Consider the following 19,963-nt stretch of genomic DNA (forward strand, 5'->3'; position numbering starts at 1 on the left):
TCTCGCTCCTGATTATTTTGCGTCAGCACGGTAGGCAGTGATCAGTTCGATAAAGTGATCGAACAAGGGGGCGGCATCATGCGGGCCCGGACTGGCTTCAGGGTGACCCTGAAAACTGAATGCCGCTTTATCAGTTCGATGAATCCCCTGTACCGTATGGTCAAACAATGAAGTGTGTGTCACCCGCAGATTGTCAGGTAAGTTGTTGTCATCCACGGCGAAGCCATGGTTCTGCGCGGTAATCATCACCGTGTTGTTATCCAGATCTTTCACCGGATGGTTACCACCATGATGTCCCAGCTTCATCTTGACCGTTTTAGCACCGCTGGCCAGTGCCAGCAGCTGGTGCCCCAGGCAGATACCAAACAGCGGCACATCCGTTTCCAGTAATGTCTTAATGGCGGTAATCGCGTAATCACAGGGTTCTGGATCGCCAGGTCCGTTAGAAAGGAAGACCCCATCCGGATTAAGTTTCAGCACGTCTTCTGCTGAAGTTTGTGCCGGAACCACCGTCAGGCGACAGCCACGATCTACCAGCATACGCAGGATATTGCGCTTTACGCCGTAGTCATAAGCCACCACATGGTAAGGCAGCTCTGCCTCACTTTTCGGCGCGGGTAAACCTTCCAGTTGCCAGCTTCCCTGCAACCAGCTGTAGGTTTCTTTTGTTGCCACTTCTTTTGCCAGGTCCATCCCTTTCAGCCCCGGAAATGCCTGTGCTTTTTGCAGCGCCAGTGCGGCATCCGGCGCATCTCCGGCAATGATACAGCCGTTTTGTGCGCCTTTTTCGCGCAACAGACGGGTTAACTTACGAGTATCGATATCGGCAATAGCGACAATGTTGTGACGCTCCAGATAAGCTGACAGCCCTTCTTCACTGCGGAAGTTGCTGGTTATCAGCGGCAGATCGCGAATAACCAGTCCCTGAGCATGTACCTGGGAAGATTCTTCGTCTGCGGAGTTGGTGCCGACATTGCCGATATGAGGATAAGTAAGAGTAACAATCTGGCGGGAATAGGAAGGATCAGTGAGGATTTCTTGATAACCGGTCATCGACGTGTTGAAAACTACTTCCCCCACTGCCGACCCTGTAGCCCCGATGGCCCGACCGTGGAATTGGGTTCCGTCTTCCAGAACCAATAGCGCTGACTTAATCAAAACGTCCTCCAGAGAATAAACAGTCACAATATTTGCATATTAATTCAAAACAAGGCGATGAATCAATGCAAAAACCGCCTGACTGCTCGATTTTTGGCAAATTGCGCGCATTCTAATGATCGCCCCTGACCTTGTCCAGTGCACATCAGATTTTTTCTTTCTTTTTTAGACAACTGACTGGAATTTCGGATGATTTACTCTGAAAACAACAACTATCCAGCTCATTTAAGCGGTTGCACTCAGAATTGAGTTTGCGGGTGGCGAAAAAACACCATAAAAGTGGACCAGATGGTAAAAATTAGCATTTAAACGAAGAAAAAAAGATGAAAAAACAGAAAAATATCACCCATCAATCATAAAAGCAGTAAAATCATTAAAATACAGAATAAAAAAAGGCAATAAAAATTATTGCCATTACAATCAACATTGTAAGATTGAAAAAACCACATCACAATGGTTATGAAATTATAAATCGTCCAGATTAAGCACATTTCTCATATCAAAAAGTCCGTTTTTTTGCGCTTTTACCCACACAGCTGCTTTCACAGCGCCTTTTGCAAAAGTCATGCGACTTGAAGCCTTGTGTGTTATCTCAACCCGCTCGCCAATATCTGCAAATATCGCCGTATGCTCACCGACGATGTCTCCTGCCCGTACAGTCGCAAAACCGATGGTTTCTGCTTTACGTTCGCCGGTATGCCCTTCACGCGCGTAGACGGCGTGCTCGTCCAGTTTCCAGTCCATTGCATCTGCAATCGCTTCGCCCATCGCCAGTGCCGTACCGGAAGGCGCATCCACCTTATGGCGGTGATGTGCTTCGATTATCTCTATATCCGCATATTCGCCCATCACACTGGCGGTTTTTTCCAGCAGCTTCAGCACCAGATTGACACCGACACTGAAGTTAGCTGCAAAAACGATAGCAATCTCTTCAGATGCTGCACTGATTTCCGCCTTTCCTGCCTGATCGAAACCGGTGGTACCAATCACCATCGCTTTATGATGCTGGCGACAGAAAGCCAGATACTCCAGAGTTCCTTCCGGACGTGTGAAGTCAATCAGCACATCAAAATCATCCACTACCGCGCTCAGGCTACTGTTTACTCTGACGTCCAGCACCCCAGTGCCCGCCAGTTCACCAGCATCCACGCCCACCAGCGAGGAACCTTCGCGAACCAGCGCAGCCCCCAGACACACACCTTCTGCCTCGCAGGCTGCCTGAATAAGTTGACGTCCCATGCGTCCCGCCGCGCCAACGATGGCAAGGCGGACCTGTGCTTCTTTCATAATGAATCCCTTAAGTCTGTGCATGCAAAGCGCAGTCAGGTTAACCAGCTGTTAAACAGTGCGCCACAATAAAAAACAGGTAATAAGAATTTTACGTCAGACAGAAGGAATTATCAGTAAATCCAATTTGCCCTTATCGTGAAGATGTAACGGGTAGGTACGAGAGAAAATGGAGTCACAGCCAGTGCTGCACCAGCCTGACCTGCTGTCATAAAGATGCAGGTATCCGGACAGCAAAAAAACTGTTACTGCTCCTTACCCCCGTAGGAAAAAACTATAAAACCTGATAAATCACCTATAACGAAAATGTCTTTACCTGCAACGTCGTAACAATAAAAACAGCAATAACATCGTCAGACCGTTATATTACTGAAAGAACTCACCATGGAAAAAAGAATAACAGTTAATTTATTTTTCAATAGATATTGACCTGTCAGGGGGATAACCCACATTAACACCGACTGGAAATCAATCTGTGATGGGCATTGAGGTAAAAATAGCGTCTGCAATGGCATTCAGTCATGTCGTCGGTATCAAAATTCGCATAGTGGAAAAGTTGAAATGATTAAAATAAAAAACGCGCCACAAAACAATTGTGCCGCGTTTGTTTGCCTTATATTGGCTGAAATCAGCATTACGCCATTATAATTCAGCTCGAAGAAGACTGGACTATTCCTGAAATTATCGCAACGCCGGAGAGCGCAGTTCCTACGATACCTGCTGCCATAGCAACAAAGCCCAGTCCAAGCGTTGGTATGCCAAGAATAGCACCCACGACAATCACCGGAATAGATACCAGCAGACCAAGTGCACCCGTGGCTATCAGACTGCCGCCATCTTCACCCGCCCCGCTGACACAGGTCACTTCCTGGAAAGTTAATTCTCTCATTATTAAACTCCTTTTAAAATAAAACAGGAACCTCTACAAAATAATAAATGAAAAAAACAGAATATTTCTGAATAATTTTCAATTAAAATAAGCAGAGCGATGCATTATATCAAATGCCTGGTAATATTAACCCAGTTGATTAATTAATTCTACTGTCGAAAAAAAAAAATAACCCGGCGGGCCGCCGGGATGAAAGTCAGATAATGGTTTTAATATCAACCCGTAATTCTTTTGGCACTTCAAAAACAATATTTTCCTCGCGCCCAATCAGCTCAATTGCCACTTCACCACCCAGTTCACGCAGACGCTGAATCACCTCCTGCACCAGCACATCTGGCGCAGATGCTCCCGCCGTCACGCCAACGCAGTTCACGCCCTTGATCCACTCTTCCTGAATATCATCAGCAGAGTCGATCAACTTAGCCAGTTTACCTGCGCGCTGGGCCAGTTCCGCCAGACGATTAGAGTTGGATGAGTTGCGGGAACCCACCACCAGAACGACATCCGCATCTTTCGCCAGAGTGCGTACTGCTTCCTGACGATTCGTGGTGGCATAGCAGATATCATCTTTACGCGGGCCAATGATCTTTGGAAAACGCTGACGCAAGGCATCAATAACTTCTGAAGTATCATCCACCGACAACGTCGTCTGGGTCATAAAGCACAGGTTATCTTCATCCCTGACCTGCAATTTATCAACGTCAGCCGGAGATTCAACCAGGTACATTCCCCCTTTGGGATTGCTGTACTGGCCCATTGTGCCTTCCACTTCAGGATGCCCCGCATGACCAATCAGAATCGCTTCTGTACCTTTACGGCTGGCGCGCGCCACTTCCATATGCACTTTTGTCACCAGTGGACAGGTTGCATCAAACAACATCGTCAAATCACGAGCCCGGGCTTCAGCCCGTACCGCCTGTGAAACACCATGCGCAGAGAAAATCAGAATTGAGCTGTCCGGAACCTCAGCGATATCTTCAATAAAGACGGCTCCGCGCTCACGCAGACTGTTCACGACATAGCGATTGTGCACCACTTCATGGCGCACATAGATTGGGGCACCATACATTTCCAGCGCCCGTTCCACGATGCTGATGGCGCGATCAACACCGGCACAAAAGCCACGTGGGTTAGCCAACAGAATTTGCATTGGTCGCCTCCAGTACCGGATTTATCTCCAGCACTTCAACATCAAAGTGAATCGTCTGTCCAGCCAGCGGATGATTGAAATCTACGGTTATTGAATCACCCGAAATCTCGCGGATCACCCCAGGCATTTCATTACCATCCATGCCGCTGAACAGCATAATCGCCCCAACCTCCGGCTCGCCTGCCTGGGTAAAATCACGGCGCGAAAAATACTGGATCAAATCAGGGCTGGCCATGCCGAAAGCCGATTCCGGCGGCAGGGAAAAGGCTTTTTTATCGCCAGTTTTCAAGCCTGTCAGCTCGGCCTCCAGCCCAGATGACAGGCTGCCATCACCCAGACTGAACAGCGCAGGTTTGCCGTTGGTGCGTGTGGACTCCGCCGTTGAACCGTCGGACAGCTTCAGGGTGAAATGTACTAATACCGCACTGTCAGACTGTACCGAATCAGTCATAGCTGGCCCTTATTTAGCGTGCTTAGTGGCAGGAGCAAGAAAGCCCTCCAGAACAATCAGCGCGGCGCCCACACAGATGCCGCAGTCAGCGATATTAAAGGTGGCGAAATGCCAGTCACCGATATAAAAATCTATGAAATCAACCACAAAGCCATGGTAAGCCCTGTCAAACAGGTTGCCCAGTGCGCCGCCGATGATCAGCGCATAGGCGATATTATTCAGCTTCTTGCTGGCTTCACTGCGGTACATCATCACCAGCAATGCCACCACGATAGCCACCGCAATTCCGGCAAAGAACCAGCGCTGCCAGCCCCCTTTATCTGCCAGAAAGCTGAAGGCCGCACCGTAATTGTGCGCGTAGAAAAAATTGATAAACGGCATTATTGACATCGATTCGTGCAGCATCAGTGTGTTCATGATCCACTGCTTACTGAAGAAGTCGATGGCAATCACCACCAGCACCAGCCACAGCCAGCGCAATCCGGTTGAGAATAAAGGCTTCATTATGCAAACTTACGCTGTTCGCCAGCGCCCGCTATGTTGGTAGCACAACGTCCGCAGACGTCCGGATGTTCGGTACTCTGACCGATATCAGTAGTGTAATGCCAGCAGCGTGGGCATTTCTCTCCTTCGGCTTTGTGCAGCGCAATTTTCAGACCTTTTACCAGCTCACTCTGCTGAGCTTCTTCTGTCGCCAGTGCATAATCGGCCACCTGCGCCCCTGACGTCAGCAATACGAAGCGCAGTTCATCGCCCAGGCTGGTCAGTTTTTCCGCCAGAGCAGCATCAGCATAAAGTGTGACCGTTGCTTCAAGAGAGCCACCTACGCGTTTGTCCGCACGAGCCTGCTCTATCACCTTATTCACTTCACCACGCACTTTCAGCAGTTCAGCCCAGAAGCTGTCATTCATTGCTTCATTTTCTGCCAGGCCAAACAAGCCGTCATACCACTCTTCAGTGAAGACATACTTAGTGCGTTGCCCGGGCAGCTCATTCCAGATTTCATCAGCCGTGAACGACAGGACGGGCGCCATCCAGCGTACCAGCGCTTCCGCAATATGGTAGAGCGCAGTCTGGCAACTGCGACGCGCCAGGCCATCAGCTTTCGCGGTGTACTGACGATCTTTGATGATATCCAGATAGAATGAACCCATCTCAATCGAACAGAATTGCATCAGTCGCTGAACAACTTCATGGAAGTCATACCGGCTGTAAGAATCGACAATATCTTGCTGCGCAGCCTGGGCACAGCCTACTGCCCAACGATCCAGCACCACCATCTCTTCAGCCGTCACGCTGTCCGTTTCCGGATTGAAACCGTTCAGGTTCGCCAGCAGAAAACGGGCGGTATTACGGATACGACGATAGGCGTCAGCGGCACGTTTGAGGATCTCATCAGACACGGCCATCTCGCCGGAGTAGTCGGTCGATGCTACCCACAGACGCAGGATGTCTCCTCCCAGTTTGTTCATCACATCCTGAGGCGAGACCGTGTTACCAATGGATTTGGACATTTTGCGTCCCTGACCATCCACGGTAAATCCATGTGTCAGTACCTGGCGGTAAGGCGCTTTACCTTTCATGGCGGTCGAAATCATCAGCGAGGACATAAACCAACCGCGATGCTGGTCTGAGCCTTCCAGATACATATCCGGAGCATGGCCGCCAAATTCCGGACGCGCATCGACCACCGAATAGCTGGTTGACCCGGAGTCAAACCATACATCCAGGGTATCGGGAACTTTGATGTAGTTTGCCGCATCTGCACCCATCAGCTCGCTGGCATCCAGATCCCACCAGGCCTGAATACCGTCCTGCTCAACGCGCAGAGCGACTTTCTCCATCAGCGCAAGGGTATCAGGGTGGAGCTCTTCGGTTTCTTTATGCACGAACAGCGCCATAGGTACGCCCCATGTGCGCTGACGTGAAATACACCAGTCAGGACGGTTAGCCACCATCGATTCAATACGCGCCTGGCCCCAGTCCGGAATCCACTGCACGCCTTTGATCTCCTGTAACGACTGCTGACGCAAACCTTTTTGATCCATGCTGATAAACCACTGTGGCGTGGCACGGAAGATGATAGGCGTTTTGTGACGCCAGCAGTGTGGGTAGCTGTGCAGCAGTTTTTCAACGTGCAACAGCGAACCTTTTTCACGCAGGAGATCGACCATCATGTCATTTGCTTTCAGAACGTTGACGCCATCAAGCGTGGGCCAGGTTCCCGGCAGGTAGTTGCCATCAGGGCCAACCGGATTCGCCGCTTCAATCCCGTACTTCTGGCAGATAACATAGTCATCGGGACCGTGGGCAGGCGCAGTGTGCACCGCACCAGTACCCGCTTCCAGCGTCACATGTTCACCCAGTATGACCAGAGACGTCAGGTCGAGAAACGGATGTCTGAAGCCCATCAGTTCCAGCGCAGCGCCTTTCGCTTCACCGAGCACCTGCCATTCGCTAATCCCGGCACGTTTCATCACGCTGGCAACCAGCTCTTTCGCCAGGATTAATGCCCGACCGTCAATCTGTACCAGCTGATAGTCAAAGTCCGGATGCAGAGAAATAGCCCGGTTGGCAGGCATGGTCCACGGCGTGGTGGTCCAGATAACCAGCGAGACTGGCCCATCAACCTTGTCAGCACCAAATCTGGCCGCCACCGCCTCGCGGTCAACCGCATTGAACATCACATCAATTGACGGTGAAGTTTTGTCGTAATATTCAACTTCCGCCTCAGCTAGTGCTGAGCGGCAGTCAAGACACCAGTGCACCGGCTTGGCACCTTTATGCAGGTGACCATTACCGATGATTTTTCCTAACGCACGAATAATGTTGGCTTCGGTTTTGAAATCCATGGTCAGATAGGGACGATCCCAGTCGCCCAGCACGCCCAGACGGATAAAATCTTTCTTCTGGCCTTCAACCTGCTCAGCAGCATAGTTGCGGCAGGCTTCGCGAAACTCAGCCGCCGTGACCTTCTCGCCCGGTTTGCCGATCATCTGTTCGACTTTATGCTCAATGGGCAGACCGTGGCAGTCCCAGCCGGGAACGTAAGGCGAGTCAAAACCTGCCATGCCTTTAGACTTGACGATAATGTCTTTCAGAATCTTGTTAACTGAGTGACCGATATGAATGCTGCCATTGGCATAAGGAGGGCCATCGTGCAGGATGAAGGTTTTTTTCCCTTTTTTGGCTGCACGAATGAGGCCGTAAAGATTGTCATCATACCAGCGCTGCAACATTCCCGGTTCGCGTTTGGCCAGATCGCCACGCATCGGGAACCCGGTTTCCGGCAAATTCAGGGTAGATTTATAGTCACTCATCAGCTTCTCGATTCCGTATTTCGCTTCTGTTTAAAGCGGTGTATCCAACCCAAAAAAGTGTCGGGCCGTCACCACATCTTTAGCAATTTGCTCTTTCAACGCATCCAGTGAGGAAAAGCGCTGCTCGTTTCGTATTTTTTTGCGGAGCACCACATCTATATGGCGACCGTACAGATCCATTGCAACATCCAGCAGATGAACCTCCAGCTGTTGACGCATACCGGACACCGTTGGACGGGTACCAATATTCGCCACGCCCGGGACTGGCCCCTCGCCAGCAATAAACACCTCAACAGCATAAACGCCTTTAACCGGCGAGACATAGCGCCTGAGCGGTAGATTAGCCGTGGGGAAACCGATGGTTCTGCCCAGCGCATCGCCATGCACCACCCGGCCTGAAATGCTGAATGGATGACCCAGCAGCGTGGCTGCCAGTGTCAAATCGTCTGCCGCCAGCGCCTGGCGAACTGCCGTGCTGCTAATGCGTTTGCCATCCTCACAGAAGGTCTGGGTGCTGATCACATCAAAGCCATATTCGGCACCGGCTTGCTGTAATAGCAGGAAATCGCCCTCGCGACCCGCGCCAAAACGGAAATCATCCCCTACCGCGAGAAATCTGACGCCAAGTTTGTTAACCAGCAGATCGGCAATAAAACTTTGTGCCGACTGTGCGGCAAAACGCCCGTCAAAGCGGACACAGAGCACCGCATCAACACCCGCTTCGCTGAGATAACGTACTTTTTCACGCAGGCGCGTCAGACGCGGCGGGGCTTTGCCTGCGGCAAAAAGTTCCAGCGGCTGCGGTTCAAACAACATCACTACCACCGGCAGTTCACGCCGACGCCCTTCCTCGCACAGCCGGGCCAGTAACGCCTGATGACCACGATGTACGCCATCGAAATTACCAATGGTCAGTACGCAGCCGCGATGCTGCTCCCTGAGATTATGTATGCCGCGGATAAACTTCATGGCTGGCTCAAATTTATGGAAATCGGCGGATTATACCTTGTACAGCGATGAAGGTTAACCCACGAATGAGGCTTTAAGTCGTTCCTGATGGCTTTTTCCGCCTGGCGCGGATGAACCGGCGGCAGAGATTTTTATTGTGAATAAGCTGTATTCATCCGGATGAAGCTGGTAGAATCTTGCGCCATCGAAACGTAATCAGGTGCTGTTGTAACAACGGCGCTTATTTGCACAAATCCATTGACAACCTCAGGCGAAAGAGGCATATTCCTCGGCCTTTGAATTGTCCTTACAGAACTATTTGGGAGTTGGACCTTGGCTAATATCAAATCAGCTAAGAAACGCGCCGTAACGTCTGAGAAGCGTCGTAAGCACAACGCTAGCCGTCGTTCAATGATGCGTACTTTTATCAAGAAAGTATATGCAGCTATCGCTACTGGTGATAAAGCAGCTGCGCAGACTGCATTTAACGAAATGCAGCCAATTGTGGATCGTCAGGCAGCTAAAGGCCTGATTCACAAGAACAAAGCGGCTCGTCATAAAGCGAACCTGACTGCACAGATTAACAAACTGGCTTAATCGCCCCGCTGTTAATACCGTGTTAAAAAGAAACCGCCTGTGGCGGTTTTTTTTTGCTTTCAATAATGCCTTCCAGCGCAGCTATGCCTGATAACCACGCCGGGGCAGCCTGGCCCCGACTGCCATCTGTTCCGGCAGCGCCCCCCTGCTTTAGCGCAGTTTTATCCTTAACAGCGTGTAGCCCACCACGGCGGACACCACAGAACCAGTAAGAATGCCCAGTTTTGCCAGTCTGACCATCTCCAGATGAGCCGCATCGAAGGCCAGGGACGCGATAAATATCGACATGGTAAAACCGATACCGCACAGCACCCCAATAGCAGCAATATCCCGCATACGTGTACTTTCCGGCAATGCTGCAATGCGCAACTTCACCGCCAGCCAACAGATCAGGGTGATACCCAGCGGCTTACCGATAAACAGCCCCAGAATGATCCCTAACGGCACCGCCGACGCCAGCCCGCTCAGCGAAACGCCCGTCAACGAAACGCCTGCATTTGCAAAAGCAAACAAAGGCAGAATGACCCAACTAACCCAGGGTGCCAGACTGTGAGCCAGATGGATCGCTGGCGAGTGTCCATTTTGCTTCTCCAGAGGGATGAAGAAGCCAACAATCACCCCGGCCAGCGTCGCATGTACACCCGATTTCAGCACTGCCACCCACAGAACCAATCCCACCAACATATACACCGTAATGCTGCGTACCCCAAAACGGTTCAGCAGGGCCAGTACCAGCACGGCTCCGGCGGCAACAGTCAGCGCCAACATCGACAGATGCTGGGTATAAAAGAAGGCAATAATCAGGATTGCGCCAAGGTCATCAATCACTGCCAGCGCCATCAAAAACATTTTCAAAGCAGGGGGGACACGGCTACCCAACAGGGCCAGAATGCCCAGCGCAAAAGCGATATCCGTCGCAGTCGGGATCGCCCAACCATGAACAGCCAACGGATCGCTGTGATTGAGCAGCGCGAAAATCGCCCCCGGGGCAATCATTCCTCCAACGGCGGCAATTAACGGAAACATCGCCCGTTCACGGCTGGCAAGAGAGCCGGAAATCAGCTCATGCTTAACTTCTAATCCAATCATTAAAAAGAACAGCGCCATCAGCGCATCATTGATCCACAACAGCAGGTCTTTGCTGATATCCAGCGATCCGAAGCGGAATTCCACCGGCATATTGAGGATTGCCTGATATGTCTGCTGCGTCGCCGCACTGTTTGCCAGAAACATCGCCACCATCGCCGCGATGATTAACACCACACCACCGGTGGCCTCATTCTTAAGTATCCGCTTAAGCGCTAATTTCATTAAAACCTTTCCTGGAACAGAGATGACATTACAGCAGAGCCGGCATACGGACTCTCACTGCGCGTAAAACAGTTGATACCCTGAGTAGCCCCTGTCGTTTTCTGATAAATGGTTGAACGCATACTGAATTGTTCGGAGAACAGAAAGATAACAGAGCAGCCTGAAAAGATCGTAAAAAAGCAGGCTTGCAGGAGATTGTATCGCACAGCGCGCTACTGATACGTTTAAAAATCCTCTTTACCCGGCAGCTTTACATATTATGGCAGGCTAACCCTGCGGAGAATCACAACCGCGTAACAGGTTGCAGGCAGAAATCTGTCCTGATGGCAGTAATATCGATTGTCTCCGGCTTTGGGATGCATTTTTAAAAATCTGAACTGACCGACGGCGACCTTAACCGGATTGATAAAGCCTGAATAAATCACTTAATCCGTCTGGCAGACGGCTGTTAATTAAGCAATAAAAAACGGGCAGCGCTCAGGCTGCCCGTTGTGATTGATCTTCCAGACTTAGCGGGTTAAATCGTCGAAAAACTTCTTCACGCCGTCAAAGAAGCTTTTTGAACGGGGGCTGTTTTTCTCACCGGCTGGCCCACCAAAACTCTCTTCCAGCTCACGCAGCAGTGACTTCTGTTTGTCGCTCAGACTGACCGGCGTTTCCACCACCACGCGACACAACAAATCGCCCTGTGCGCCACCACGTACGGATTTCACGCCCTTGCCGCGCATACGGAACAACTTGCCGGTCTGGGTTTCGGAAGGCACTTTCAGCTTCACCCGACCGTCGAGGGTAGGCACTTCAATTTCACCGCCCAATGCCGCCATCGCAAAGTTAATCGGCACTTCGCAGTACAGATTGTTCTCTTCACGTTCAAAGATAGGGTGCTTGCGCACTGAAACCTGAACGTAGAGATCGCCCGCAGGTGCCCCATGCTCACCCGCTTCACCCTCGCCACTCAGACGAATGCGATCGCCAGTGTCGACGCCCGCAGGAATTTTCACTGACAGCGTTTTGGATTTCTCCACGCGACCGTGCCCATGACATGCCGTGCAGGGATCCTTGATTACCGAGCCACGGCCATGACAGGTTGGACAAGCCTGTTGCACGGTAAAGAAGCCCTGACGCATCTGTACCTGACCCTGACCATGACAGGTCGGGCAGGTCTGCGGCTGAGTACCCGGTTTTGAACCGCTGCCGTGACATTTATCACACTCTTCCAGCGTAGGAATACGGATCTCTTTGGACACGCCGCGGACAGCTTCTTCAAGCGTCAGCTCCATGTTGTAGCGTAAATCGGCCCCGCGCGCGGCGCGCTGTTGACGGCGGCCTCCGCCAAAAATGTCACCGAACACGTCGCCAAAGATATCGCTGAAATCAGCTCCACCGCCGCCAAAACCGCCACCACCGCCCATGCCGCCCTGTTCAAAGGCTGCATGACCGTACTGATCGTAGGCCGCACGCTTTTGCGCATCGGTCAGGATCTCATAGGCTTCTTTAATCTCTTTAAATTTGGCTTCGGATTCTTTGTCACCTGGATTACGGTCAGGATGAAATTTCATCGCCAGGCGTTTGTAGGCCTTTTTGATTTCACGCTCTTCCGCTGAGCGGGAAACGCCCAAAATCTCGTAATAGTCTTTCTTCGCCATTCTGGTGTCCTGCCCTTAACATACGTGAACGGGCGTAGAGAAACTCCTACGCCCGTGGGTTTAATCAGCGTTCTGTAACAGAGCGCCATGCCCTGTCAGGGGCGATTATTTTTTGTTGTCTTTTACTTCTTCAAATTCAGCGTCGACAACATCGTCATCTTTCTTCGCAGAAGCATCGGTGGCATCAGCTGCGCCGCCAGCAGCCTGCTGCTGAGCAAACTCCATCAGCTTGCTGGATACCTGCATCAGCGCCTGCATTTTCGCTTCAATTTCGGCTTTATCTTCACCTTTCAGCGCGGTATTCAGCTCGGTCAGGGCAGCCTCGATAGGTGCCTTGTCGTCTGCCGGCAGTTTGTCACCGGCTTCGTCCAGCTGCTTACGGGTGCTGTGCGACAGATGATCGGCCTGGTTACGGATCTGAACCAGCTCTTCGAACTTACGGTCAGATTCAGCATTGGCTTCTGCGTCACGAACCATTTTTTCGATTTCATCGTCATTCAGACCAGAAGAAGCCTTGATGGTGATCTTCTGCTCTTTACCGCTGTTCTTATCTTTCGCAGAAACATGCAGGATACCATCGGCATCAATGTCAAAAGTGACTTCAATTTGTGGCATACCGCGAGGTGCCGCCTGGATACCGTCGAGGTTAAACTGGCCCAGAGATTTGTTGTCTGCCGCGCGCTTACGCTCACCCTGCACCACATGGATGGTCACCGCCGACTGATTGTCTTCCGCAGTCGAGAACACCTGGCTGTGCTTGGTTGGGATGGTGGTGTTCTTGCTGATCAGCGAGGTCATCACGCCACCCATAGTTTCAATACCCAGCGAAAGCGGGGTGACATCCAGCAGCAGCACGTCCTTCACATCACCGGCCAGTACGCCACCCTGCACCGCAGCACCAACGGCAACGGCTTCATCCGGGTTAACGTCTTTACGCGGCTCTTTGCCAAAGAATTCAGCAACTTTCGCCTGCACCATTGGCATACGAGTCTGACCACCTACCAGGATGACGTCATTGATGTCAGAAACTGACAGGCCCGCATCCTGCAACGCCACTTTCAGCGGCTCGATAGAACGGGTAACCAGATCTTCAACCAGAGACTCCAGCTTGGCGCGAGTCACTTTGATATTCAGGTGCTTAGGCCCTGTTGCATCGGCAGTAATGTACGGCAGATTGACGTCGGTCTGCTGAGCGGAAGAAAGCTCGATTTTCGCTTTTTCTGCGGCTTCTTTCAGACGCTGCATCGCCAGCGGATCGTTGTGCAGATCGATACCCTGATCTTTCTTAAATTCCGCAACCAGGTAGTTGATCATGCGGCTGTCGAAGTCTTCACCACCGAGATGAGTGTCGCCGTTGGTTGCCAGCACTTCGAAGGTTTTCTCGCCGTCAACTTCGTCGATTTCGATAATAGAGATATCGAAAGTACCACCACCCAGATCGTAAACCGCGATGGTGCGGTTGCCCTGGCCTTTATCCATACCGTAAGCCAGTGCGGCAGCGGTCGGTTCGTTAATGATACGTTTGACATCCAGGCCGGCAATACGACCGGCATCTTTGGTTGCCTGACGTTGCGCATCGTTAAAATAAGCCGGGACGGTAATAACCGCTTCAGTTACCGGCTCGCCCAGGTAATCTTCCGCCGTTTTCTTCATCTTTTTCAGCACTTCAGCGGAAATCTGCGGCGGTGCCATTTTCTGGCCCTTCACATCAATCCAGGCATCACCGTTGTCGGAACCCGCAATTTTATAAGGCATGATTTTGATATCACGCTGGACTTCTTCATCCTGGAAGCGGCGACCAATCAGGCGCTTGATCGCAAACAGGGTATTCTGTGGGTTAGTCACGGCCTGACGTTTAGCAGGCTGACCGACCAGTGTTTCACCATCCTGGGTGTAAGCAATAATGGAAGGCGTGGTACGATCGCCTTCAGCATTCTCCAGCACACGCGCCTTGCCACCATCCATGATTGCTACACAAGAGTTAGTCGTACCCAGGTCAATACCAATAATCTTACCCATCTGAACATCTCCTACTTAAATTCATTATCAATCAGGTTATGCACACTTAATGCGGTCTGTTTTTGTCGTTTCAACTGCCGACACCGCGTTTTTTTTCCGGGTACATATCCTCGGATGCCAGATAAGATGGGGCCATCATTAACAGCATCAAGGGGCGGGATAAAAAAAATTTTGAATTTATCGCTCTCCAGATCATTGTTTACCGTCAGTTGGCTCATTATCATGCCGCGCACACTGACAAAGCAGGCCTGGTTCTTGCTGACGACCCGGTATGAAGTGTCTTAATTTTTGCCATTTATCTTTGATATTACGGAGAATTTATGCATTCCAATACGCTGGCAAATCCGGGGCCTCTGGGGCTGATGGGGTTTGGCATGACCACGGTTTTACTGAATCTGCATAATGCAGGTTTTTTTCCGCTGACCGCCGCCATCCTGAGTATGGGAATATTTTTTGGCGGCCTGGCACAAATTATTGCGGGCCTGCTGGAATATAAGAAAGGCAACACTTTTGGCCTGACGGCTTTTATCTCTTATGGCTGTTTCTGGCTGAGCCTGGTGGGGATTATCGTACTGCCTGAAATGGGACTGGCACAACCCACGGATGCCAGTATGCTCGGCGTCTATCTGGCGCTGTGGGGTATCTTCACCCTGTTTATGTTCTTCGGCACACTCAAAGCAAACCGTGCATTGCAATTTGTTTTTGCCAGCCTGACCGTGCTGTTCTTCCTGTTGGCCTGGGGCAATATCGCGGGTAATCACAGCGTCGTGATCTTTGCCGGTTTCGAGGGAATTATCTGCGGTGCCAGCGCCATTTATCTGGCTATGGCTGAAGTGATTAACGAACAACTGGGACGCCGGGTGTTGCCAACCGGTGAAAGATAACAGCGCTCCCGCGCTTAACCACCGCAGGAAGGTTTAAAGCAGTCCCGGACTTTTCAACGTCGATGCTGTCCGGGACTGCTTTTTGTTTATACCGTAACCGCAACGTCGCGCTTCAGCCAGATCCCCAGCAGCACACCCAGCGCAGAGAGCGTCAGGACATAAAAAGCCGGTGCCAGTGGCGTTATCGCCATAATTAATGTGACCAGAATCGGCGTTAAGCCGCCAAAGATGGCATAGGCGAGATTGTAGGAAAATGAGATCCCGGTGAAACGCACCTGAGCCGGAAAAGCACGCACCATCACATAAGGCACTGCCCCGACCACACCGACGCTGAATCCCACCAACCCATAGCAGGCCATCAGCCTCTGCGGATGTTCACCCACCGTGCGATAAAATATCCAGCTGCATACGGCCAGAAACAGGCTACCGAAAATAAAGGTTTTACTGGCACCAAAACGATCGGCGGCCAGTCCTGCGCAGATACAACCGGCGATCAAGGTGACCGTCGCCAGACTGTTAGCCTGAAGAGCCTGCGTGGTGGCGATACCATACACTTTTTGCAACCAGACGGGCGTCATCAGGATCACCACCACAATGCCAGCGGATAACAGCCAGGTCAGCAGCATAGAGATAGCAACGGCTCTTTTATGGTTGAGCACTACCGCTTTCAACGGCAGTTCAGCAGCCAGCGCTTTGCGTGCCGCCAGTTCTGTAAAGACCGGTGTTTCCTGTAGCCAGCGCCGCAACCAGAGGGCCAGCAGACCAAAAGCGCCGCCCAGTAAAAAGGGAATGCGCCATGCGCCTTCGGCCACGCCGGTCGGGCCAAAAGTTTTATTGATTAAGGTTGCCACCACCGACCCCAGTAAAATGCCGACGGTCAGCCCTGCCGTTAAGGTTCCGCAGGCGAAGCCGGTTCGGTTCTCCGGCACATGTTCGGCAACAAAAACCCAGGCACCCGGCACTTCCCCCCCCACCGCTGCACCCTGCAACATGCGTAACAGCAGCAGCAAAACCGGTGCGGCCACCCCCAGCGTGGCGTAATCGGGCAGTAACCCCATCGCCAGCGTAGGCAACGCCATTAACAGAATGCTCAGGCTGAACATCTTCTTACGCCCTTTGCTGTCGCCGAAATGCGCCATGATAATTCCACCCAATGGACGGGCAAGATAACCGGCCGCAAAGATCGCAAAAGTCTGTAACTGGCGCAGCCAGTCGGGAATACCCGCAGGAAAGAACAGATCGCCAATTACCGCAGCAAAGAAGACAAAAATAATAAAATCGTAGAACTCAAGCGCGCCACCCAGCGCGGCCAGAGAGAGGGTTTTATAATCCTGCCGGGTTAACCGACTCGCAGGGGTTGGACGCATAATTTTCAGGCCAGTTCGCAAATGAAAAGGAGAAAATATCATAAGAAAACAGGCAGCGTTATCTGCTGGAGCGGAATATTCAGCCGACGACAGGTGACTGAATCACTGTTTCTTTTTTCTTTGCACAGTTAAATCGACGCCGGTCCGACCTGTAAAAGAGTGGCAACAGCATTTAATCTGCCGCCAGAGCAGAGAATGGGAGGTTATATCTGAGGCGGCGCTTTCTAACTTTCTGAATGACGTCTGGCGCTTTTGGGGCGAAATGCGGCGACCACTTCGTTATGCGTCTCCACGTAAGGCCCATCCAACAGCTGTATACAGTAGGGAATGCTGGCAAAAATGCCCTGCACATGCACCTTACCGCCATCATCTTTCAGCCCTTCCAGCGTCTCTTTTATCGACTTCGGCTGCCCCGGCAGATTCACCACCAGCGACTGCTTACGGATCACCCCAACCTGACGGGAGAGAATCGCCGTCGGCACAAAGTTGAGGCTAATCTGTCGCATCTGCTCACCAAAACCCGGCATCTCACGGTCGGCTATAGCTATCGTCGCATCCGGAGTGACATCACGTCGGGATGGACCGGTTCCTCCGGTCGTCAGCACCAGGTGGCAGAACAGCTCATCCACCAGTTCACAGATTGCCTGTTCAATCATCGGTTGCTCATCCGGCACCAGACGCTTTTCAATCACAAACGGTGAAGCCAGCGCCTGAATCAGCCACGTTTCCAGGGCAGGCAAACCTGCGTCCTGATAGATGCCATTCGCGGCGCGATCGGAAACGGAAACTAACCCTATTCGTAATGTGTTCATCATATCATCGCTGTGGTAGTGGCCACCGCTGGCTGGCGGGTGCGGGGGGATTAGGGGATAAAAGAAGCATAAACATTGCAATGCGGGATGTACAGCGAGGGGATGAGTGGCCGGTTGACCCGGCCACATTGCGGATTACAGCAGATCAGCGATCATTTTATCCAGTTTGCCCTGGTCGATGGCAAAGTTACGGATACCCTGAGCCAGTTTGTCCACCGCCATCGGATCCTGGTTGTGCTGCCAGAGGAACTCGGACTCGGTCATTTTTGCCGGACGCGCTTTTACTTCACCAGACCAGGAGAGTTTACGCTCCAGGGCACCTTCGCTCTCCGCCAGTTCTTTCAGCAGGCCAGGAGAGATAGTCAGATGATCGCAACCTGCCAGCTCAATGATTTCACCCACGTTGCGGAAGCTGGCTCCCATGACCACCGTCTCGTAACCGTGCTGCTTGTAGTATTTGTAGATTTCAGAAACGGATACCACGCCCGGATCTTCGTGCGGGGCGTACTCTTTCTTGTCAGTATTGGCTTTGTACCAGTCCAGAATACGACCCACAAACGGGGAGATCAGATAAACACCCGCTTCGGCACAGGCGCGAGCCTGGGCAAAGGAGAACAGCAGCGTCAGGTTACAGTTAATGCCTTCTTTTTCCAGCTGCTCTGCCGCACGAATGCCCTGCCAGGTGGAAGCCAGTTTAATCAGAATACGATCATTGCTGACGCCAGCATCGTTATACAGCTTAATCAGCGAACGTGCTTTATTAATGCTGCCTTCGGTGTCGTAAGAGAGACGGGCATCCACTTCAGTAGAGATACGACCAGGCACCAGCTTGAGAATTTCCAGACCGATGTTTACCGCCAGTTTGTCGGCCGCATACTGAATCTGCTCTTCCTTGTTGCTGCTCTGGTTACGTGCCCAGGCAACCGCTTCGTCAATCAGCTTACGGTATTCCGGGATCTGAGCGGCGCTAAGAATCAAAGAGGGATTAGTGGTGGCATCTTGAGGCTGGTACAGCTTCATTGCGGCAATATCGCCGGTATCGGCAACAACGGTAGTGAGTTGACGCAGGGAAGTCAGTTTGTCCGTCATGGTTGTCATTCTCATCAGCTAGAGTTATCGGGTTCTGGAAAATCTCTGCCACGGATGATATCACGCACCATCTGCCATGCAAGGTAAGCTTGCCGCCAGGCCACTGAGAGCTAAATTGTGCAGTTATACCCGTCCTGAAAGACGGGAATAAGTTCCGGCAATGGCAGTAATCAGCCGCATCAGCACACTTTTTTTGCTACATTACCGCCCTGCCCACTTTTGCCTTCTCTGGCGTAATTATTCAGGAGCCTGTTATGTTGCTAGTTATTTCTCCGGCAAAAACGCTGGATTTCGAAAGCGAGCTGGCCACCCAACGCTTTACCCAGCCCGCCCTGCTGGATGACGCCAGAAAACTGATTGAAATCGCACGTAAACTGACGCCAGCCCAGGTGGGTAAACTGATGAGTATCAGCGACAAACTGGCCGATTTAAACGTTGGCCGTTTCCAGAACTGGCAGCCCCCTTTCACTCCTGATAATGCACGCCAGGCCATTCTGGCCTTTAAAGGTGATGTCTACACCGGCCTGCAGGCGGAAACTTTCAAAGAAAAGGATTTTGACTTTGCCCAGCAGCATCTGCTTATGCTCTCTGGCCTGTATGGCCTGCTGCGCCCACTGGATCTGATGCAACCCTATCGTCTGGAGATGGGCATTAAACTGGCGAATCCGGCAGGAAAAGATCTTTACAGCTTCTGGGGTGAACGGCTGACCGAGGGGCTGAATGCGGCTCTGGCTGAGCAGGGCGACGATATTCTGATTAACCTGGCCTCAGATGAGTATTTTAAAGCCGTCCAGCCGAAGAAGTTACAGGGCCGCATTATCAAACCAGTGTTCCTCGACGAGAAAAATGGCAGCTGGAAGGTGATCAGCTTTCACGCCAAGAAAGCACGTGGTCTGATGAGCCGTTACATTATCGAAAACCGCCTCACTAAACCTGCGCAACTGAAAAAGTTTGCGGTGCAGGGCTACGCTTTTGCCGCTGAAGAAAGCAGTGAGGATGAACTGGTATTTAAACGCCCGGAGATGAAATAAATTT

Annotated in this window: 18 protein-coding genes; 3 read left to right on the forward strand and 15 right to left on the reverse strand. The window is 51.6% G+C overall.

All coding sequences use genetic code 11. The features are described 5' to 3' along the window. Window positions 1-12 precede the first annotated feature (12 nt). The 8 genes from carA to ribF all read right to left on the reverse strand — a co-directional run bounded on the left by carA (window position 13) and on the right by ribF (window position 9,224). Window positions 13-1,158, reverse strand: coding sequence for a glutamine-hydrolyzing carbamoyl-phosphate synthase small subunit (gene carA / locus BG55_RS08340; protein WP_367167454.1), 1,146 nt, complete (start codon window positions 1,156-1,158; stop codon window positions 13-15). A 465-nt stretch (window positions 1,159-1,623) separates the two neighbouring features. Beyond that, entirely contained in the window at window positions 1,624-2,445 is an 822-nt protein-coding gene (dapB, locus tag BG55_RS08345; RefSeq protein WP_034936427.1) for a 4-hydroxy-tetrahydrodipicolinate reductase, read from the reverse strand. A gap of 649 nt (window positions 2,446-3,094) precedes the next feature. Continuing rightward, window positions 3,095-3,334, reverse strand: a complete 240-nt coding sequence (locus tag BG55_RS08350; RefSeq protein WP_034936428.1) for a hypothetical protein — start codon at window positions 3,332-3,334, stop codon at window positions 3,095-3,097. A gap of 196 nt (window positions 3,335-3,530) precedes the next feature. Continuing rightward, window positions 3,531-4,484: a 4-hydroxy-3-methylbut-2-enyl diphosphate reductase gene (gene ispH / locus BG55_RS08355; RefSeq protein ID WP_034936430.1), complete on the reverse strand. Its 954-nt coding sequence runs from the start codon at window positions 4,482-4,484 to the stop codon at window positions 3,531-3,533. Continuing rightward, window positions 4,465-4,935 carry an FKBP-type peptidyl-prolyl cis-trans isomerase gene (gene fkpB / locus BG55_RS08360; RefSeq protein WP_034936432.1) on the reverse strand — a complete coding sequence of 157 codons (471 nt, stop codon included), beginning with the start codon at window positions 4,933-4,935 and terminating at the stop codon, window positions 4,465-4,467. The genes ispH and fkpB overlap by 20 nt, the downstream gene beginning before the upstream one ends. Before the next feature lie 9 nt (window positions 4,936-4,944). Beyond that, the gene (lspA, locus tag BG55_RS08365) at window positions 4,945-5,439 is read right to left on the reverse strand and encodes a signal peptidase II (RefSeq protein ID WP_034936434.1); all 495 of its coding nucleotides are present in this window, start codon (window positions 5,437-5,439) and stop codon (window positions 4,945-4,947) included. Next, window positions 5,439-8,255 (reverse strand): isoleucine--tRNA ligase, encoded by a 2,817-nt coding sequence (gene ileS, locus BG55_RS08370; protein ID WP_034936435.1) that lies wholly within the window; start codon window positions 8,253-8,255, stop codon window positions 5,439-5,441. The genes lspA and ileS overlap by 1 nt, the downstream gene beginning before the upstream one ends. Before the next feature lie 30 nt (window positions 8,256-8,285). Then, the gene (gene ribF, locus BG55_RS08375; RefSeq protein WP_034936438.1) at window positions 8,286-9,224 is read right to left on the reverse strand and encodes a bifunctional riboflavin kinase/FAD synthetase; all 939 of its coding nucleotides are present in this window, start codon (window positions 9,222-9,224) and stop codon (window positions 8,286-8,288) included. Window positions 9,225-9,536: 312 nt separating this feature from the next. Between ribF and rpsT the strand changes: the two genes are divergently transcribed. Next, window positions 9,537-9,800 carry a 30S ribosomal protein S20 gene (gene rpsT, locus BG55_RS08380; RefSeq protein ID WP_034936440.1) on the forward strand — a complete coding sequence of 88 codons (264 nt, stop codon included), beginning with the start codon at window positions 9,537-9,539 and terminating at the stop codon, window positions 9,798-9,800. 150 nt (window positions 9,801-9,950) lie between these two features. Here the strand turns inward: rpsT and nhaA are convergent, their stop codons facing one another. The 4 genes from nhaA to BG55_RS08400 form a co-directional block, all read right to left on the reverse strand. Further along, window positions 9,951-11,111, reverse strand: coding sequence for a Na+/H+ antiporter NhaA (nhaA, locus tag BG55_RS08385; RefSeq protein WP_034936442.1), 1,161 nt, complete (start codon window positions 11,109-11,111; stop codon window positions 9,951-9,953). Window positions 11,112-11,620: 509 nt separating this feature from the next. Further along, window positions 11,621-12,757: a molecular chaperone DnaJ gene (dnaJ, locus tag BG55_RS08390; protein WP_034936443.1), complete on the reverse strand. Its 1,137-nt coding sequence runs from the start codon at window positions 12,755-12,757 to the stop codon at window positions 11,621-11,623. A 105-nt stretch (window positions 12,758-12,862) separates the two neighbouring features. Continuing rightward, on the reverse strand, window positions 12,863-14,776 hold the full coding sequence (gene dnaK, locus BG55_RS08395) for a molecular chaperone DnaK (protein WP_034936444.1): 1,914 nt from the start codon (window positions 14,774-14,776) through the stop codon (window positions 12,863-12,865). Between the two features lie 11 nt (window positions 14,777-14,787). Continuing rightward, window positions 14,788-14,994, reverse strand: a complete 207-nt coding sequence (locus tag BG55_RS08400; protein ID WP_034936445.1) for a hypothetical protein — start codon at window positions 14,992-14,994, stop codon at window positions 14,788-14,790. A 102-nt stretch (window positions 14,995-15,096) separates the two neighbouring features. Here BG55_RS08400 and satP point away from each other — a divergent pair, with 102 nt between their 5' ends. Further along, the gene (satP, locus tag BG55_RS08405) at window positions 15,097-15,660 is read left to right on the forward strand and encodes an acetate uptake transporter (protein ID WP_034936446.1); all 564 of its coding nucleotides are present in this window, start codon (window positions 15,097-15,099) and stop codon (window positions 15,658-15,660) included. Between the two features lie 86 nt (window positions 15,661-15,746). Here satP and BG55_RS08410 read toward each other — a convergent pair whose 3' ends face one another. The 3 genes from BG55_RS08410 to tal all read right to left on the reverse strand — a co-directional run bounded on the left by BG55_RS08410 (window position 15,747) and on the right by tal (window position 18,928). Next, a complete protein-coding gene (locus BG55_RS08410) occupies window positions 15,747-17,027 on the reverse strand; it encodes an MFS transporter (protein WP_034936473.1) in 1,281 nt (426 codons plus the stop codon). Window positions 17,028-17,251: 224 nt separating this feature from the next. Next, complete coding sequence (gene mog / locus BG55_RS08415; protein WP_034936447.1) at window positions 17,252-17,839, reverse strand: molybdopterin adenylyltransferase; 588 nt, start codon at window positions 17,837-17,839, stop codon at window positions 17,252-17,254. A 135-nt stretch (window positions 17,840-17,974) separates the two neighbouring features. Further along, a complete protein-coding gene (gene tal / locus BG55_RS08420; RefSeq protein WP_034936449.1) occupies window positions 17,975-18,928 on the reverse strand; it encodes a transaldolase in 954 nt (317 codons plus the stop codon). A gap of 254 nt (window positions 18,929-19,182) precedes the next feature. Between tal and yaaA the strand changes: the two genes are divergently transcribed. Next, complete coding sequence (gene yaaA, locus BG55_RS08425; protein ID WP_034936450.1) at window positions 19,183-19,959, forward strand: peroxide stress protein YaaA; 777 nt, start codon at window positions 19,183-19,185, stop codon at window positions 19,957-19,959. Window positions 19,960-19,963: the final 4 nt, after the last annotated feature.

Origin of the sequence: Erwinia mallotivora (assembly GCF_000590885.1) — a bacterium.
Classification (GTDB): domain Bacteria; phylum Pseudomonadota; class Gammaproteobacteria; order Enterobacterales; family Enterobacteriaceae; genus Erwinia; species Erwinia mallotivora.

Coding starts and splice junctions, on each gene's coding strand:
- dapB (WP_034936427.1), bottom strand. CDS start 2,445: ATGAAAGAAGCACAGGTCCGCCTTGCCATCGTTGGCGCGGCGGGACGC.
- BG55_RS08350 (WP_034936428.1), bottom strand. CDS start 3,334: ATGAGAGAATTAACTTTCCAGGAAGTGACCTGTGTCAGCGGGGCGGGT.
- ispH (WP_034936430.1), bottom strand. CDS start 4,484: ATGCAAATTCTGTTGGCTAACCCACGTGGCTTTTGTGCCGGTGTTGAT.
- fkpB (WP_034936432.1), bottom strand. CDS start 4,935: ATGACTGATTCGGTACAGTCTGACAGTGCGGTATTAGTACATTTCACC.
- lspA (WP_034936434.1), bottom strand. CDS start 5,439: ATGAAGCCTTTATTCTCAACCGGATTGCGCTGGCTGTGGCTGGTGCTG.
- ileS (WP_034936435.1), bottom strand. CDS start 8,255: ATGAGTGACTATAAATCTACCCTGAATTTGCCGGAAACCGGGTTCCCG.
- ribF (WP_034936438.1), bottom strand. CDS start 9,224: ATGAAGTTTATCCGCGGCATACATAATCTCAGGGAGCAGCATCGCGGC.
- nhaA (WP_034936442.1), bottom strand. CDS start 11,111: ATGAAATTAGCGCTTAAGCGGATACTTAAGAATGAGGCCACCGGTGGT.
- dnaJ (WP_034936443.1), bottom strand. CDS start 12,757: ATGGCGAAGAAAGACTATTACGAGATTTTGGGCGTTTCCCGCTCAGCG.
- dnaK (WP_034936444.1), bottom strand. CDS start 14,776: ATGGGTAAGATTATTGGTATTGACCTGGGTACGACTAACTCTTGTGTA.
- BG55_RS08400 (WP_034936445.1), bottom strand. CDS start 14,994: ATGAGCCAACTGACGGTAAACAATGATCTGGAGAGCGATAAATTCAAA.
- satP (WP_034936446.1), top strand. CDS start 15,097: ATGCATTCCAATACGCTGGCAAATCCGGGGCCTCTGGGGCTGATGGGG.
- BG55_RS08410 (WP_034936473.1), bottom strand. CDS start 17,027: ATGCGTCCAACCCCTGCGAGTCGGTTAACCCGGCAGGATTATAAAACC.
- mog (WP_034936447.1), bottom strand. CDS start 17,839: ATGAACACATTACGAATAGGGTTAGTTTCCGTTTCCGATCGCGCCGCG.
- tal (WP_034936449.1), bottom strand. CDS start 18,928: ATGACGGACAAACTGACTTCCCTGCGTCAACTCACTACCGTTGTTGCC.
- yaaA (WP_034936450.1), top strand. CDS start 19,183: ATGTTGCTAGTTATTTCTCCGGCAAAAACGCTGGATTTCGAAAGCGAG.